Source organism: Actinomyces oris, from assembly GCF_001929375.1.
GTDB classification, from domain to species: Bacteria; Actinomycetota; Actinomycetes; order Actinomycetales; family Actinomycetaceae; genus Actinomyces; species Actinomyces oris_B.
This window is the reverse complement of the sequence record NZ_MSGO01000037.1, coordinates 15,428-31,783: the sequence shown is the minus strand read 5'-3', so window position 1 is coordinate 31,783 and position 16,356 is coordinate 15,428. Positions and strand designations below refer to the sequence as shown.

The 16,356-nt window shown below is 70.1% G+C and carries 10 protein-coding genes and 1 pseudogene; 4 read left to right on the top strand and 7 right to left on the bottom strand.

Annotated features, from left to right (window positions below; all coding sequences use genetic code 11):
* The coding region (locus BKH32_RS08820) for an N-acetylmuramoyl-L-alanine amidase (protein WP_075249653.1) at positions 1 to 1,885 on the bottom strand (1,885 nt) is incomplete at its 3' end.
* Positions 1,886 to 2,296: 411 nt separating this feature from the next.
* Here BKH32_RS08820 and rfbB point away from each other — a divergent pair.
* A complete protein-coding gene (gene rfbB, locus BKH32_RS08815) occupies positions 2,297 to 3,292 on the top strand; it encodes a dTDP-glucose 4,6-dehydratase (RefSeq protein WP_075249652.1) in 996 nt (331 codons plus the stop codon).
* 108 nt (positions 3,293 to 3,400) lie between these two features.
* Here rfbB and BKH32_RS08810 read toward each other — a convergent pair whose 3' ends face one another.
* A complete protein-coding gene (locus tag BKH32_RS08810; RefSeq protein WP_075249650.1) occupies positions 3,401 to 4,339 on the bottom strand; it encodes a glycosyltransferase in 939 nt (312 codons plus the stop codon).
* A gap of 230 nt (positions 4,340 to 4,569) precedes the next feature.
* On the opposite strand from BKH32_RS08810, the gene BKH32_RS08805 reads away from it, so the two are divergent.
* Positions 4,570 to 6,225 (top strand): DUF6020 family protein, encoded by a 1,656-nt coding sequence (locus tag BKH32_RS08805; RefSeq protein ID WP_075249648.1) that lies wholly within the window; start codon positions 4,570 to 4,572, stop codon positions 6,223 to 6,225.
* Positions 6,226 to 6,237: 12 nt separating this feature from the next.
* Positions 6,238 to 6,345 (top strand): annotated as a pseudogene (locus BKH32_RS13620) (toxin-antitoxin system HicB family antitoxin); the annotation flags it as partial.
* 24 nt (positions 6,346 to 6,369) lie between these two features.
* Here the strand turns inward: BKH32_RS13620 and BKH32_RS08795 are convergent.
* The gene (locus tag BKH32_RS08795; RefSeq protein ID WP_252862937.1) at positions 6,370 to 8,424 is read right to left on the bottom strand and encodes a DUF6541 family protein; all 2,055 of its coding nucleotides are present in this window, start codon (positions 8,422 to 8,424) and stop codon (positions 6,370 to 6,372) included.
* A gap of 19 nt (positions 8,425 to 8,443) precedes the next feature.
* Entirely contained in the window at positions 8,444 to 9,748 is a 1,305-nt protein-coding gene (locus tag BKH32_RS08790; RefSeq protein WP_075249646.1) for a nucleotide sugar dehydrogenase, read from the bottom strand.
* 102 nt (positions 9,749 to 9,850) lie between these two features.
* Here BKH32_RS08790 and BKH32_RS08785 point away from each other — a divergent pair, with 102 nt between their 5' ends.
* Entirely contained in the window at positions 9,851 to 11,521 is a 1,671-nt protein-coding gene (locus tag BKH32_RS08785) for an asparagine synthase-related protein (protein WP_256691473.1), read from the top strand.
* Between the two features lie 124 nt (positions 11,522 to 11,645).
* On the opposite strand, the gene BKH32_RS08780 is transcribed toward BKH32_RS08785, so the two are convergent.
* The 3 genes from BKH32_RS08780 to BKH32_RS08770 are packed head-to-tail and all read right to left on the bottom strand — an operon-like array spanning position 11,646 to position 16,320.
* Positions 11,646 to 13,751 carry a DUF6541 family protein gene (locus tag BKH32_RS08780; RefSeq protein ID WP_075249644.1) on the bottom strand — a complete coding sequence of 702 codons (2,106 nt, stop codon included), beginning with the start codon at positions 13,749 to 13,751 and terminating at the stop codon, positions 11,646 to 11,648.
* Positions 13,748 to 15,169: a glycosyltransferase gene (locus BKH32_RS08775; protein ID WP_075249642.1), complete on the bottom strand. Its 1,422-nt coding sequence runs from the start codon at positions 15,167 to 15,169 to the stop codon at positions 13,748 to 13,750. Before BKH32_RS08775 ends, BKH32_RS08780 begins: the two co-directional genes overlap by 4 nt.
* Positions 15,166 to 16,320: a glycosyltransferase family protein gene (locus tag BKH32_RS08770; protein ID WP_075249641.1), complete on the bottom strand. Its 1,155-nt coding sequence runs from the start codon at positions 16,318 to 16,320 to the stop codon at positions 15,166 to 15,168. The genes BKH32_RS08775 and BKH32_RS08770 overlap by 4 nt, the downstream gene beginning before the upstream one ends.
* Positions 16,321 to 16,356: the final 36 nt, after the last annotated feature.

Sequence of the window (16,356 nt, the reverse complement as noted above, 5' to 3'; positions counted from 1 at the left end):
GCCAGTAGGCAACACCTCCCTCGAAGCTCTGACGGAAGCTGCCACCAGGACCACTCACCACACCACTGCGCGGGTAGCCCATCGAGCCCTTCTCATACCAGTAGCCGCCCCAGGCGCTCAGCACCGGCTCAGCCACGAACTGAGCCCCAGTCGCCCGGGTCCAGTACGCCACACCGTGCTCAAAACGCTGATACACCCCACCCTTGGACGAGGCGATCTCACTGGTCGTAGGCAACCCCATCCTCGAGCGCTCCCCACCGGCAGCGGTCCACGCCGTCAGAATCGCACCACGCAGGGTCACGGATCCCGGGGCGGTCGACGACGCCGAACCACCGCCGATCTGTGTCTGCGCGATGGCGCGGATGGTGCCGAGCTTGGAGTAGCCGACGTTCCCGGGGCAGGTGGTGTGGCCGACGTCCCGGTGCCCGAGGATGCGGGGCATGGAGATGGTGGATCCGGCCTGGTAGCGCTCAGTGGTCCACACGCGCAGGCCCGCACGGCCGTTGGCGTCCGTGATGCCGGCACGCTTGAGGAACCATCCGGCCATCCTGCCCACGGATCCCAGCTGGGCGTCCGAGGGGGACACCGTGCTGTAGTCCCCCATCATGGAGATGCCCATGGTGCCGGTGTTGACGCCGCGGGCGTGCGCCCCGACGCTCATCTTGCCGGCCGGTGCCGCCACGGAGCCGGAGCGCCCCTCGAAGACGGTGCCGAACTTGTCGACGAGGAAGTTGTAGCCGATGTCGCCCCAGTCCAGGGTGACCGCGTGATAGTAGTAGATGCCCCGCACGATGGAGGCGGACTGCCCGGCGGAGTAGCTGTTGGTTCCCGCGGTGTGGTGGACGACGACGTGGCCTGCTCTCGCGTACTCGGGATCCCAGCTCATGTAGGAGGCCTTGGCTCCCCACTCGGCTCGGGTGGTCACCGCAACCGGGAGGCCGTTGGCGGTTGTCGCAGCCGGTGCGACGACGGGCGCAGCGACCGGTGCGGCGGCCGGCCGGGTGACCCATGCCGGGCTCGCGGATGGCGTCGTGGCGGCCGGATCCACCTGAGCGCCCTGGGGCTGGGATGCGGCGGTCTCCTCGATGACGGGGGTCGGTGCGGCCTCGGTGGTCTTGAGGCCGTCGGCATCGAGGACCTCCTCGCCCTGGGGACGGGAGGGGACCAGGGCCAGCTGCAGCCCGGCGGGAAGCGAGCCGCCGACGACGGAGGCCTGGATCGCGTCGGCCCCGCCGGTGACGAACTCCCCCGTTCCGGAGGTGGTGCGGTCGTCGCGGCCGGCGTCGGCCGCCTCGTTGAGGTACCAGGGCGACCAGGTCCCGTTCTCCCGCACGCGCAGGTAGATGCGCACGCCGTCGGGGAGCTCGGCGCCGCCGGTCCAGGTGAAGCCGGCGACGAAGAAGCGGTCGACCTGAAGCGGGTCGGTCAGCAGGGTGGCGTCCGCCTGCGGGTCCGTGTCCGCCGGCAGGATCGACGCGGCCGGCGCACCGGCTGTGCCCGGCGTCTGAGCGAGGGCGGGCACGGCAGCGGTTGTGCTGCGTATCGGCGCCGCACTCACCGAGGCGGCATCAGCGGAGCCGGTCCCCTCCCCCGTCGAGCCCTGGACGTCGTCGAGCCCCGACCGCCCGACCTCGGTGGCCTGCCCGCCGGAGGTGGTCAAGTCGAGGATCTGGACCGGTGCGGGAGTCTCGTCCCGACCGCTGGAGTCGCCGGTGTCGGGCGCGGCGCCGGCCACGGGGACCAGGCCTGACAGGAGAAGTGAGGCCAGGGCGATGAGCCCGGCGGACCGGCACGCACGTGCGCGGGCACTGAGACCACCGGCAGGGCCGCTGAGGCGATGGCCGCCACGAGGACCGATGCGGCCAAGAGCGCGAGGGACGTTCATGGGACTCCTTTGAGGTGATACCGACCGGCGTCCATCAGGCCTCACCATCAGAACCGACGACGCGCTCCCTCGAGAGGCACGAAATCAAATTTCTGAGCAATTTCCAAGAGATTACTGATAGTTTACTGATAGTTACGGGAGATGTTCGACAGCACTGGACACGGCGGCACCCAGAATCCCGGCGACCGTCCGCCCACCCCTCACCTTTTCTTGAGGCTCCGCGGTTTGACCGCTTCACGACACGAGTATTGCAATCCGGTCTCACCGCCCCGGAGGCCTCGATCCGGATGCGCCAGCAGGACGGCCGCACCCCGCGGCTGCCCGTGGGCTCAAGCGGGCTCCTGTGGCATGATGGCGTCGGCCATAACAGGCGCCCAGCGCCCCCAGTTCCCACCTATCGGAGCGAGTCCCATGCACGTCCTCATCACCGGAGGCGCCGGCTTCATCGGCGCCAACTTCGTCCACCAGACCCTGGTGCGCTACCCCGACGCCACCGTCACCGTCCTGGACAAGCTCACCTACGCCGGGAACAAGGGCTCGCTGGCGGACCTGGGTGACCGCGTCACCCTCGTCGTCGGAGACATCGCCGACGCCGACGTCGTCGACCCGCTCGTGGCCCAGGCCGACGTCGTCGTCCACTTCGCGGCCGAGTCCCACAACGACAACTCGCTGCGCGACCCCTCCCCCTTCATCCAGACCAACCTCGTAGGCACCTTCACCCTCCTGGAGGCGGTGCGCCGCCACAAGGTGCGCTTCCACCACATCTCCACCGACGAGGTCTACGGGGACCTGGAGCTGGACGACCCGGCCAAGTTCGAGCCGACGACGCCCTACAACCCCTCCTCCCCCTACTCCTCATCCAAGGCCGGAAGCGACCTGCTCGTGCGCGCCTGGGTGCGCTCCTTCGGCGTGGAGGCCACGATCTCCAACTGCTCGAACAACTATGGGCCCTACCAGCACATCGAGAAATTCATCCCGCGTCAGGTCACCAACCTCATCGACGGTGTGCGCCCCAGGCTCTACGGCGCCGGTGAGAACGTGCGCGACTGGATCCACGTCCTGGACCACAACGACGCCGTGTGGGACATCATCGAGAAGGGCCGTATCGGCGAGACCTACCTCATCGGCGCCGACGGCGAGAAGAACAACAAGGAGGTCGTCGAGCTGATCCTGGAGCTCATGGGCCACGAGCCCGACGACTACGAGCACGTCGCCGACCGCCCCGGCCACGACATGCGCTACGCCATCGACAACTCCAAGCTGGTCGAGGAGCTCGGCTGGGCGCCGAAGTTCACCGACTTCCGCTCCGGCCTGCAGGCCACCATCGACTGGTACCGGGACAACGAGGCCTGGTGGCGCCCGCTCAAGGCCGAGGTCGAGGCCAAGTACGCCGCCCAGGGGCAGTGACAGGGCGGCGCCGCCATCGATGAGTCGTGACGTGTGGGGTCCCTGCGGGGACCCCACGCTCGTCTCCGACGTCGGCCCCGGGGCGCGACCGGATCGTCAGGTGGGCTTCTACGGACGCGAGACGGCCGGGTAGGCGAGGTAGGACAGACGGGCGGCGTTGGCACGCGAGTGCCGCAGCCCCGCCTGGATGACTCCCAGCATCATCCACAGGAAACCGAGCGTCACCAGTCCGACACTCAGGAAGAAGGTGGGGAAGCGCGGGACGTTGCCGAACTCCAGGAAGTGCCCGACGACCGGGACGCCCAGGACGAAGGCGACGACCCAGGTGAGGAACCCCAGGGTGCCGTAGAAGAGGATGGGGCGCTCATCGCGCACAAGACGCCCAATGAGCCCCAGGATCTTGAACCCATCGGAGAAGGTGTTGAGCTTGGACTCCGTCCCGGCGGCGCGCTCCTTGAAGCCGACCGGCACCTCGACCTGAGGCACGCGCAGAGTGGCGGCATGAACCGTCAGCTCGGTCTCGATCTCGAACTCCCGGCTCATGGCGGGAAAGGACTTGACGAACCGGCGCGAGAAGACGCGGTAGCCGGAGAGCATATCGGTGACATGGGTCCCGAAGACCCGGGAGGTCAGGCGGTTGAAGGCCTTGTTGCCGGCCTCGTGGCCCGGGCGGTAGGAGCTCTTCTCCTGCACGTCACGGCGAACGCCCAGGACATGGTCGTAGGGCCCCTCCAGGAGGGCAGCGATCATGTCGGGCAGGGCGGCGGCGTCGTAGGTGTCATCACCGTCGATCATGACGTAGATGTCGGCCTCGACATCAGCGAAGGCCCGACGGACCACGTTGCCCTTGCCCTTGCGCTCCTCACGTCGAACGATGGCACCGGCGGCAGCCGCGACCTCGGCGGTGCGGTCGGTCGAGCAGTTGTCATAAACAAAGACGTGCATCGTGGGAACGGCGGCCAGGAGGTCGGCGACGACCTTTGCGATCGCGCCCTCCTCGTTGTGGCACGGGACGATCGCTGCGATATCGAGCTTGGAGAGATCCACCTGACTCCCATCAGGACGAGTGCTGAGTAGGGGCTATTCTAGCGGCACCCGCTGCGAGCCCGGCGATCGTGTGAATGATCGCCGGTGCTGAGGCGCTTTCTCATGTGCCCCCGGACTGGAGATCAACGCCCGTGCCACTGTGCCCACCGCCCCCGTTCCGCTCCGCCTCCCGATCCAACCGGTCCGAGGACCTGAAGGAGGGAGGAAACCGTCGCCTGCGGCGTCGGGCAGTGGCCTCGGCTCTCTTCGCTGCTGCCTTCGCGACAGTGGACACCGCCTCACAAGTGGTGGGACGGGTCCAGCGGGCCACCGGCCTGCTTCAGGAGGGCTCCTTCAATCCGGTGCGACTCCTGGTGGCCCTGGTTCTCAGCGGGGCCGCGTGCTGGGGGCTCCTGGCGGTGGTGGACCTGGCTGCACAGCGCAGGAGCCGCGGTTCGCAAGAGACCGGTGCGCAGTCCGGGGCCGGTTGGAGGAACCGTCGTCGGCTGGCCCTGCTGGCGTTCCTGATTCCGCTGATCTGCTGGTCCCTCCTGTACGCGCACCTGTGGCCGATGGCCTCAATGAACGACACGGCCTGGATCCTGAGGGATCCGATCGGGGCGGGGGCCCAGCACCCGATCACCTACGGGCTGACGATCGGGGTCCTGTTCCGTCTGGGACGCCTGGCCGGAGGCGATCTGACCGGTGTCGTGCTGCTGTCGGTGGTCCAGATGCTGCTGTGGGCGGCCTGCGTGAGCGGCGTCGCAGTCTTCCTGGACCGTAAGGGGGCCTCGCGGCGAGTGACTGGGCTTCTCATCGCCTACTGCGCGCTCATGCCGCTGGTGGCTGACTACTCCTTCGCCGTGGTCAAGGACGCGGCCTTCTCCCTGTTCACCACCCTGCTCATCCCGGTGCTGCTCGTGGTGCGCGCCAGCGCCGGGCAGGTGCTGCTGAGCAGGCGAGGCATCGCGGTGGTGGTGGCGGCACCGGCGGGGTTCGCGCTCATGCGCAACAACGCCCTGCCGGTGGTTCTGGTGATCCTGGCGCTGATGGTGTGGTGGTCGCGGGCGCACCTGCGCCGAGCGCTGGCGGTCAGCGCCGTCACCCTGGTCATCATCGTCGTTCCCACGGCCGCGACGGCGCAGTCCCAGCATGCCAAGGAGGCCCTGGGGATCCCGCTGCAGATGATCGGATACACACTGGTCCATGATGCCGACTGCCTGCCGCCGGCGAGCCGGCAGGTCTTCGACAACGTCCTGGAGCCCGAGGTCTGGAAGCAGGTCTACCGACCCGCCAGCGTCGACCCGACCAAGGACTCCCCGATCTTCAACAACGCCTACCTCGACGCGCACCGTGGCCAGTTCCTCTCCGCGTGGGGGCGGGCCCTGGTGGCGTGCCCCCGCCCCTTCGTCACGGGATTCCTCCTGCATACCGCCAACCTGTGGCGCTTCGATGCCGACCCGATCAGCACCGATGGGCAGTCCCGCTTCATCTCCGCGGTCTCGAACTACCCGGCCGGCCGGGACCAGCTCATTCGTGACTACGCCAATGCCGGTGTCGTCAACCACTCGCTCCTGCCGCAGACGCTGCAGCCGGCGGCGGGCACCGCCGTGCGCGTCATGGAGGCCACGCCAGGTCCGGGAACCTGGATGTGGGCGGTGGCGCTGAGCGTGGTCGGGTTCGTCTACGCCGGGCGGCGAGAGTGGATGGCGATCTACGCCCCCGTGATCCTGCTGTGGGCGACGCTTCTGATCGCGGCGCCCACCGTCACACCATTCCGCTACATGGTGCCCATCATCATGGTGGTGCCGATCGGCCTGGCGGTCCTGCTGGGCACCGACAGAACCACCTGGGAGCCGGCTCCCCCATCCGAGACGAACAGGCGCACATCCTCACAGCGCATATGATCGGGCAGGTTCCGGCTGCGCCTCGGCGAGGAGCTGCACCGACGTCTGGCCATGGAAGCAGCAGAGCAGTCCACCAGCTTGAATCAGTACGTCGTGCAAAAGCTGGCCTCAGTCTCCTGACCCAGGATCGTGGAACAGGCCGTCTCAGTCGCAGGCGGTGATGCGCCACAGGGCGACCTTGCCGTCCGGTGTGCGGTCGATCTGCTCGAGGTACTTGTGGGGCAGCCGGTCCAGATCTGGCCCCCACAGGGGTTCGCGGCCGCCACCGGTGGCGCCGTCGGGCACGGTGCTGTCGGTGTAGTAGTAGTGCACGCCCCGCTGCTTGAGGATGCTGCACACCCGTGGATTCGAGCCGATCTCGTGGAGGTGGCGGCCCAGCCAGCCCAGGTCCTGCGCAGGCGGTTCCGGCCGGGAGGGGTAGACCACCCTCACCCCGGCCACGCTCCACAGGTAGGCGCTCCCGTTCGAGGGATTGCCCAGGACGACGGCGTCGGTGGGCAGGGTCGAGGGGGCACGGCGGATGAGGGCGAGCTCCTCATCACTGAGCATGGTCCCGTAGACGATGCGCGAGGGGTCGTGGACGGACCGGAGGATCTCCGTCTTGAGGCTCCAGCGCCAGGCGGGGGCCAGGACGAGCGAGCCCAGGAGCAGGCAGGCCGGCACGTTGCGCCTCGCAAGCGCTCCTGCCCGACGGCCCCATGAGCGGCGCTGCGCCTCGGCGACTCCCCAGGCGGCCAGGACGAGCACTCCGATCGTGATCAGTGGCATGATCCGGGCCCGCTGGGTGTACCAGGGACCGGCCAGGGCTCGCAGCGGCCACTGCGGTCCGGACGCCAGCAGGATGAGGACGATGGCCAGGCCCGTCCCCACGCACCAGCGCCGCAGCCCCGGTGTCCGCCAGGCCGAGACCGCCCCGAGCAGGGCAAGGCCGGTGACCACGGCGTTGCCCAGGTACCAGGGGGTGTAGGTGGCCAGGAGCGGGTGGTCGGTGAGGATCGCCCAGGTCGTCTCGGGCAGGTTCCCGCCAGGGCGCGGGTAGGCCATGACCGAGGCCAGGGAGGAGCGCATCACCCAGGCGCCCACGGCGACGACGCTCACCGCGCCGACCGCGCCCCCCAGCAGTGCGGCCCGCCGGGTTCCACCGCGCCGCCACCACCGGGTAAGAAACGGGGCGAGTGAGGCCAGGACCACCGGTCCGCCGAGGACGGCGAGGTTGAACAGTCCGGCGCCGTGGGCGGTCACGACGCCGATACCGGCCAGCCCCGCCATTGCCAGCGCACTGGCTCTGGCCGCGGGCCCCGCCTTGCCGGGGACGCAGGCCCTGACGATAAGGGCCAGGGCACCCGGCAGGACGGCGAGGCTCAGGGCATAGGGCCACGTGCTGGTCAGGAGCAGCACAAGGCTCACCACCGAGCCCGACAGGGCCGTGCCGACGGCAAGGACGACGCCGTCGGCGGCCTTCGTGGAGGAGCGCATGCGGCCGAGCACCTCGCGCAGCAGCGCCGCCATGCCCAGTGGCCAGATCAGCCCGGCGGCGATCAGTACCAGAACATTGGCGCCGACGACGACGTTGCCGGGTAGGAGGACCGCCAGGGCGTGCCAGCCGGTCGGGTAGTAGCCGACGGCGCCGTCGTACATGGAGGCCAGTCCTCCGAGCGGTGAGGCATTGCCCTCCTGGCGCATGAAGGCGACGGCGGACAGGTGGAACACGGCGTCGGAGGCCTGCGGCGGTGACTGCGGGCCGCGAGTGCCGATGAGGGAGGGCAGGACCGTCATGAGGCCGGAGAACCCAACCGCCCCGGCCACCAGCCAGGTGTCCCGGCGGCTGAGGGCCGGCGGGGTCAGGACGCTGCCAGCGCCGCCAAGTCGGGCCCTGTCGCGCGAGCGCCCGCCGAAGCGGGTCAGGAGGGCCCCGAGGAGCACCCCGGTCACCCACAGCCACCCGGCGGGCCCGAGGAGGAGAGCCCCCCAGCCCCAGCGGATGCCGAGCGCACCGGCAATCACCGTCCCCGGGCCGACAAGGCCCAGGAGGAGCGCGGGGGCCGTCCCAGTGGCGGTCAGTCCGCGGATGCCCCAGGCGCGGGCCACCTGCCACCCGGGGAAGAGTGTCAGGGCGACCGCGACGACCACGGTGGACCACACGGTCCACCAGGAGCCGTCACCGACCGCGCTCATCGCCGGGATCGAGGCGACCACCACGCTCAGAGGGCCTCCGGGGTCACTCGCCTCCGCCGATGGTCAGGCGCGGCACGCCGGTCCACTTGGCGGCGTCGGTGGCACGGCGCCCGTCCAGCAGGAGGCGCAGCCCGGGCAGGTCGGCGGCGGTGAGCTCGCGGTACTCGGGGTGGTCGGCCTGGACGATGGCGACGTCGACCTGCTCCCCCAGGTGGTAGGGGGTCCAGCCGAAGCCGGTCAGCTCCTCGTCGGTGTACATGGGGTCGTGGACGAGGACCTCGGCGCCGGCCTCGCGCAGGGCATCCACGGTGGGGAAGACACCGGAGAAGGCGGTCTCCTTGACCTTGCCGCGGTAGGAGGCCCCCAGCACGACGACGCGCAGGTCCTTGAGCGAGCCGAGCACCTCGGTGGCCCGGCCCACCACGTAGGCAGGCATCGTGGCGTTGAAGGTGCGGGCGGTGCGCACCACGGAGGCGTCGGGGTCGGTGGACAGGTACAGGCGCGGGTAGACCGGGATGCAGTGCCCTCCCACCGCGATGCCGGGGCGGTGGATGTGGGAGTAGGGCTGGGAGTTGCAGGCCTCGATGACGCGCTCGATGTCGAAGCCGGCCTTGTCGGCGTAGACGGCGAACTGGTTGGCCAGGCCGATGTTGACGTCGCGGTAGGTGGTCTCGGCGAGCTTGGCCATCTCGGCGGCCTCGGCGGTGCCCATGTCCCACACGCCGTTGGGGCGGGGCAGGTCGTCGCGCTGGTCGAAGTCGAGGACGGACTCGTAGAAGGCGATGCCGGCCCGGGTGCCGGCCTCGTCCAGGCCGCCCACGAGCTTGGGGTAGCGGCGCAGGTCGGCGAAGACGCGGCCGGTGAGGACCCGCTCGGGGCTGAAGACGAGGTGGAAGTCGGTCCCCTCCTTCAGGCCGCTGATCTCCTCGATCATGGGCTTGAAGCGGCCGCGCAGCGTGCCCACGGGCAGGGTGGTCTCGTAGGAGATGAGGGTGTCGGGGGTCAGGTGGGCGGCCAGGGAGCGGGTGGCGTCGTCCATCCAGGCGAAGTCCGGCTCCCAGGTGGCGTCGTTGACGAAGAGCGGCACGACCAGCACGATCGCGTCGGCCTCGGGGATGGCCTCGGCGTAGTCGGTGGTGGCGCGCAGGGCGCCGTTGCCGGTGGCGGGGCTCAGGGCGGCGAGCTTCTCGGCCAGGTGGGCCTCGCCGGGGAAGGGCTCGGTTCCGGCGTTGACGGCCTCGACGACGGCGGGGTTGACGTCGACTCCGATGACCTCGTGGCCCTTGTCTGCGTACTGGACGGCCAGAGGCAGTCCGATCTTGCCCAGGGCGACGACGGCGATGCGCATACGGGTTGGTCCTTCCGACGGATCAGGCTGAGGCTCAGGTTGATGCTCAGGTGGCGGCTCGGGTAGCAGCCCTCCGTATGATACGGCGCTTACCATGTCCACATGCACGACTTGGACCACACGGACCCCATGGACATGCCCACTCCCGGATACCGGCTTCATTTGACGTCTCCGACGTGGACGCACAGTCCGGCGAGTACTGAGTCCCCAGTGTCCCCGGCGTCCCAGTGCCACCTGTGGCGACCGCTGCCGCCCGGGGCCGGCGATCTGGAGTCCCTGCGGCGCGAGCAGCCTGAGCGGCGCACGGGGGCGTGGACACTCATCGAGGCGACCGACGGCGTCGTGCGTCTGACCACGGACCGCACCCGTTCCCACCACCTCCTGTTCACCCGTGCGGGTGATACCTGGGTCATCAGTGACGACCCTCAGGAGCTGCGCCGGCACGCCCCCACCTGGACCCGCGATGAGCAGGCCGCTGAGGTCTTCCTGCACGCGGGCTTCACGCCCGGGACGCGGACCCTGGCCCATGAGGTGTACGCCACTCCGGCCGGCTCGGTGGTGGAGCTGAGGTCCGACGGCACCTGGAGCAGCCGCTCGTGGGAGACCTACCGTTACGACGTCGACCCGGTCACCTCCCCTGAGGAGTTCGCGGGCGTCTTCCGCAGCGCGCTCGACACCGCGGTCGAGCGCGTTCTTCAGGACACCGACGGCCGCCAGCTCCTCGTTCCCCTATCCGGCGGGCTGGACTCCCGGCTGCTGGCCGTCTGGCTCAAGCGCCACGGGGCCCGTGACGTCGTGACCTTCACCTACGGGGTGCCGGGCAGCTCCGAGGTCGCCATCTCCCGGGGCGTGGCCGAGGCGCTCGGGATGGACTGGTTCACGGTCGACCTGGACCCCACCGAGGTGGCTCGCACCTGGGCCGGACCCGACGGCGTCGACTTCCAGAGGCGCACCTGGGGCCTGACCTCCCTGCCGCACGTCCAGGACTGGTACGCCCTGCTCCAGATGCGCCGGAAGGCCCTGATCGATACCGACGCGGTGTTTCTGCCCGGTCACACGATCGTGGGGAACATGCATGACGAGCACCTGCTTGAGGCCAGGCCGTCGCGCAACGAGGTGCTCACCACCGTGGCCCGGCACCACTCGCTGCTTCAGGGGGACCGCCGCGCGTGGCGCCACCTGCCCCTGCTGCGCCAGGCGGTGGTGCAGGGCGCCCAGGAGGTCTCCTTCCCGGCCGGCCGGGGCGAGGACCTGGCCGGACGCGGCCGCTCCATCCAGGAGCTCCTGGAGTGGGTGAACCTCCAGGAGCGCCAGGCCAAGTACATCAACGAGTCCTTCAAGGCCTACGAGGCCTTCGGATACGGCTGGGCGCTGCCGATGCTCGACACCGAGGTCTGGCGCGCCTGGCTGCGGGGCTCGGAGGAGCTGACCGCCACTCGCGACTGGTACGCGCAGTTCACGGCGGAGGTCTACGCCGAGGCGACGGGCACCGCCTCCCAGCTCTTCGAGGCGCCGGCCGCACGGATCCCCGCCGGGCCGCGGCGCGCGCTCATGGCGGCACTGACCGTCACCGGCACCCGCACGGCCCTGTCACGAGCCTTCTCCATGAGAACCATGCTTCGCCATCCCATGGCCTTCGAGGCGTTCAACGCCCCCATGCCCTACGCCGAGCAGATCCTGCGCATGGCCCGGGGAGCCACCTCGACGGGACTGTGGACGAGGCTGTTCCTGGAGGGGACCTGGGGCGCCGAGCCCGTGGCTCCCATGAGCTGAGGGACCGGCAGTCCCCGATGCGGACGCCGAGCCGCTCTGTTGGCGGGGATACCATCCATGACCAGCACGGTCGTCGGCTTCCATCGGTGGCGGCCGACGGCGCCGTCAAGGCGTCGGCGGACCGTCAGCCGCAGATGTCGATGCGCCACAGCGAGGCCGAGCCGCCGGAATCGATGAGGGTGAACCCGCTGGAGGTGTCGACCCCGTACAGCCCGGGCCGGATCTTGCTGAGCTGGGAGTTGTTGAAGCGAATGTCCTTGTCGGCGTAGAAGTAGCGGATCCCGTGCTGCTTCAGGATCTCGCACACGTGGGGGTCGGTGCGGATCTGCTTGAAGTGCTCGCGCAGGTAGATCCCGTCCGCGTCGTCGGCCGCCTGGCCGGGAAAGACCCACACGCTGCGCATACCGGTGAGGATGGGGATGTACCCCGTTCCAGCCACCGGGTCACCGATGACGACGGCGTCGTCCGGCAGCTCCTCGGGCAGGCGGCGGATCATGTCGAGCTCGGCCTTGTCCGCGATGAAGCGGGTGTCGCCGTGTACCGGCAGGTAGCCCTCACGTACGTCGGAGGCGATGGCCTGGCTCCCGACCACCATGGCCGGCGTGCACAGGACGACGACGATGCAGGCGGCCGCCACCCGGTTCACCACCGAGATCGTCGAGTCGGAGAGCCCGACGCGGGCGAAGGCGCCGTTGAGGCCGGAGCGAGCCTTCAGCACCACCGGGGTCAGCCACGTGCGCAGAGCGTCCAAGGTGACGACGACGAGGAGTACGGCCAGGACAGCGGTCATCGCCTTGAGCCGGTGCGGGTTGCGGTAGAACAGGCCGGTGATCGATGAGAGCACCGGAATGGGGGCGATGGCGGCCAGGATGAGGGACATGCTGAAGACCCATGCCACCACCAGCTCCCAGTTGCGCCGCCGCCACAGGCAGATCGCGGCGCCCAGGAGACTCAGGACCGTCAACGGCAGCTCGATCCACTCGGTGGCCCACCCCCCGAAGTAGTTCAGTGCGATGGGGATGAGGAGCTTGGTGACGGGGTTGCTCCAGTCCAGCTCGGTGTACCTGCCGAAGTGGTGCTGCTGGGGACCGGGCAGGAAGACGAAGGCGACGAGCGCGACCACCACCAGGACGGCACCGATCCACCAGGCGGCGGCCAGGGGACGGCGCCCCGCGCGCCAGCTCCTGGCCCCCGAGCGCACCGCGTAGCACAGGACGATGCCGAGCAGCGGCCACAAGAGCATCGCGGCCGCTGAGGTGTGGATGAGGCAGGACCCGACGAAGAAGGGGATGATGGCGCTCAGTGCCATGGCCGCGCGCGCCCGAGCGCCCCGCACTGAGGTGTTCTGTTCGCGGGCGGCCACCTCCAGGAGGGTGCGGGCGCGGCGCCAGCACTCGATCGACATGGCGATGACGGCCGGGCAGGTGGCCACCGCCATGCAGTAGGGCCACAGCGCGGCACCGTAGGTGAGCCGCCAGGGGAACACCGGAGCCAGGAGCGAGGCGGCCAGCGCCAGGTAGGGGGCCTGACGGACCTTCGGCAGCGCGGTACGAGCCAGGTAGACCAGACCGAGGTACCACACCAGCGCCACGGCCAGCAGCAGGACGTTGTTGGCGATGAGCGTCTCACGCCAGCTCCACGCGCCCAGGCTGGCGACCTGGTGCCACACGATCGGGTAGAAGCCCGCGTGGCTCGTCAGCCCGAACATGCCGGCGTTCGGGTTGAACATCGAGGCGTAGTCCTCGCGCTCGATGATGGCGACCTGCATGTAGTGGTAGAGGGCGTCACCGCTCTGGGAGACGGCGTTCGGCGGGATGGTGAGGATGACGGGTAGCGCGGTGACGGCCCAGAACACGAGGACCGTCAGAAAGAGCCTGCGCTCGGCGCGTCCGCCATCGGTGCGCATGGTCATGCCCTCCCGCTGATCCTCGGGCATGAGCAGGATCCCCGGGTCCCAGCGGTCGATGAGACGCTTCATCGTGGAGGCCACGAGAGCCAGGATCGCGGTCGTGACCATGACCGGGATCCAGCCCCAGGGCCTGCCGACGGCGGCCTGGAAGAGCCCGTCCGCCGTCAGGATGAGGGCGCTGATGGTCGGGGCCAGCGCCACGGGACGGATCCCTCTCATCCCGGCGGCGCGCAGCACGAGCCACCCGACCCCGAAGAGCGCCGACAGAAGCAGGATCGCGGTTGGCAGGGTGTTGAACCAGTCGACCAGGCTGTTGGTCACCAACGTTGTTCCTCACTCACTCGGCGTACGTCATTGAACTCATCATTCTTCTTGCTGCCGTCATCGGCCCCGGCGGCGGCCTCCTGCACGATGCGGGCGGCGGACTGTCCCGTGGCTCGCAGCGAGCGATGGTCCTCGACCCAGTCGTGGAAGCGCTGCGCCGTCGCGGATCGCGCCCCCGAGGCGATCCCGGCGTCGTAGACGTCCAGCGCCGTGCGCATGGCCTCGGCGACCGCCGCCGCGTCGTGCTCGGCCGCCCACCCCAGGTCGAAGTCGCGCACGTCCGCGGACACCGGCCCGCGACCGGCGAAGAGCACCGGTGTGCCGCACCCCAGGGCGGAGAGGACCTTGGTGGGGTAGGCGAAGTCGTAGCCCTGCCCGGGCTTGATGGACACCAGGGCCGCTGCGGCGCCCCGCTGCCATACGGCGGCCTCCGCCGCGGGCACGGCCGGGTGCATGATGACGGCCGGAGCGCCGTCGGCCCCCGCGGGCAGCTGGGAGGCGGCCTCAGTGATCTCCTGCCAGGCCGTTCCCCGCCCCAGGAAGAGCAGCTGGGCCTTCGGGTGAGTGCGTCGCACCTGGGCCAGGGCGTGGACGAAGACGTCGGCGCCCTGCCACTCCGAGGCCGTTCCGGCGTAGACGAAGTACGGCCCGCTCAGCCCGACCCGCGCACGGTCCTGCTCAGAGGGGGTCGGGCCGTGGGCGTCGAAGACAGCGGTGTCGATCCCGTTGGGCACGACCCGTATCCGCTGCGCCCAGGCAGCATCGTCCTCTGCCGTGTTCACGAGCTCGGCGACGGAACGGGCGACCCCGTCATTGACGGCGATGACGCGCGCGGCCCCGCCGACGGCGAAGGCCTCGAGCTTCTCAACGGCCCGCACGACGATGTCGGCGGCTCCGGTGGAGGCGGCTGCCGCAGACCAGACGTCCGCGGCGTACCACACGTAGGGGATCGCGCGCAGGGCCGCCACCACCCGCACGACCGCACCGGTCGTGGGGGGCGGCTCGACGAGGATCGCCTCCGGCCGAGGAGCCACCAGCAGCCTCAGAGCCAGGGGCAGGTCGAAGGACAGATAGGGCACATAGCCGCGCAGGTAGCCCGAGGAGTCCCGCAGCACCGGCCAGCGGGAGACCCGGACCCCCTCAGGATCGGGCTCGCCCTGCGGCGCGTCGGCCGGGGCCTGGCTGGTGAGGACCCGCACCGCCACCCCGTCGGCCGCGAGCGCCTTCTCCACGCTGTCGAGCCGGAAGGACGCGGCGGCGGCCTCGGGCAGGTGGATGCGGGTGGCCACCAGGATGCCGCCGTCTCGACCGGAACGGACGCACCGACGCGACGTCACCGCCGTCGTCAGCGCGGCCACGGCGCCGCCCAGCACCAGAGCGCCCAGCGACGCCTTGACGAAGCCTCGTGCGCTCATCGGTTCCCTCCTGCTCGCAGCGTGCGGGCCTGGGCGAGCCCACCGGCCCGGACCGCCTCCATGTCCTCGGCGACCGTGCGCGCCCGACTGAGCCAGGTGTGCTCCTGACGAGCCTCTCGGGCCCGGCCTGCGGCCTCGGCGACCTCCTGGGGGCGATCGAGGAGTCCGCGCAGCAGCCCGGAGAGCTCACTGGCGTCGTAGGGAAGGGTCCAGCCGGCGCCGGCGGCGCCCACGACCTGGGCGGCCAGGGTCCCCTGGGAGGCGATGACCGGCTTGCCGCGTCCGAGGTACTCGTAGAGCTTGACCGGGGAGGCGAACTCCCGATACGGGTCCGGCTCGACGAACAGGACGCAGAGGTCCGCGCGCTCGTAGAGGGCGGTGAGCTCCTCTCCGGAACGGTGCACGACCTCGATCCTGCCGCCGGCGGCCTCCACCAGGTCGGCGTACTGGTCGCCGGCCGCCTCCCACTGGTCGGGGCGGGTGCAGATGGTCAGGCTGGTGCCGGGCACGTCGACGACGGCGCGCAGGCACTCCTGAAGCCGGTAGTGGCCGCCCAGCCCACCGATGTAGAGCAGGTGGAGCTCGCCGTCGGCGCGGGAGGAGGGCGCCCCGTCAACGATCTCGCAGCCCGGGGGCAGCGGGGCCATGCGCTCCTCGGGGAACCCGGGGACGTGGGCGCCCATGCGCATCGAGGGCAGGTAGAGGCGGTCGATGTAACGCGAGTACCAGGCCAGGTCGTAGCGGTAGACGCAGCCCATGGCGGTGGCCAGCGCGGTCCCGACCCTCTCGCGGTAGTCGGGGAAGGCCCAGTAGATGTCCCGGTAGAACAGGGACGTGGGTACGCCGTGCCGGTGCATCAGCCGCATGAGCGCCGGATCCACGAAGGGGTGGGGCGGGAGGTGACGCGGCTCGGTCAGCATGGTGGGGATGGTCGCGCACTCGGAGTAGAGGAACTCAATGCGCTCCCCGCTCTGGAGGCGGTCCCTCAGGGCACGCAGGCGGCGGGACCGCTCCCGCGCCGAGCCGGTGACGTCCAGGACGGTGTAGCCGAGCTCCCGGAAGGCGTCGAGCATGCGCACGGGCCGGATACCGGAAGCCGACGACGCCTCCCGATCCAGGGGAAAGGGGGCGTGGTAGACGATCGCAGCCATACGGTGCCTCGCCTCCTTTAGGGGGTATCTCAGGGA

Bases quoted from the DNA above. Each gene is read 5' to 3' on its own strand.
- rfbB (WP_075249652.1), top strand. From the start codon at position 2,297: ATGCACGTCCTCATCACCGGAGGCGCCGGCTTCATCGGCGCCAACTTC.
- BKH32_RS08790 (WP_075249646.1), bottom strand. From the start codon at position 9,748: ATGCGCATCGCCGTCGTCGCCCTGGGCAAGATCGGACTGCCTCTGGCC.
- BKH32_RS08785 (WP_256691473.1), top strand. From the start codon at position 9,851: ATGCACGACTTGGACCACACGGACCCCATGGACATGCCCACTCCCGGA.
- BKH32_RS08775 (WP_075249642.1), bottom strand. From the start codon at position 15,169: ATGAGCGCACGAGGCTTCGTCAAGGCGTCGCTGGGCGCTCTGGTGCTG.
- BKH32_RS08770 (WP_075249641.1), bottom strand. From the start codon at position 16,320: ATGGCTGCGATCGTCTACCACGCCCCCTTTCCCCTGGATCGGGAGGCG.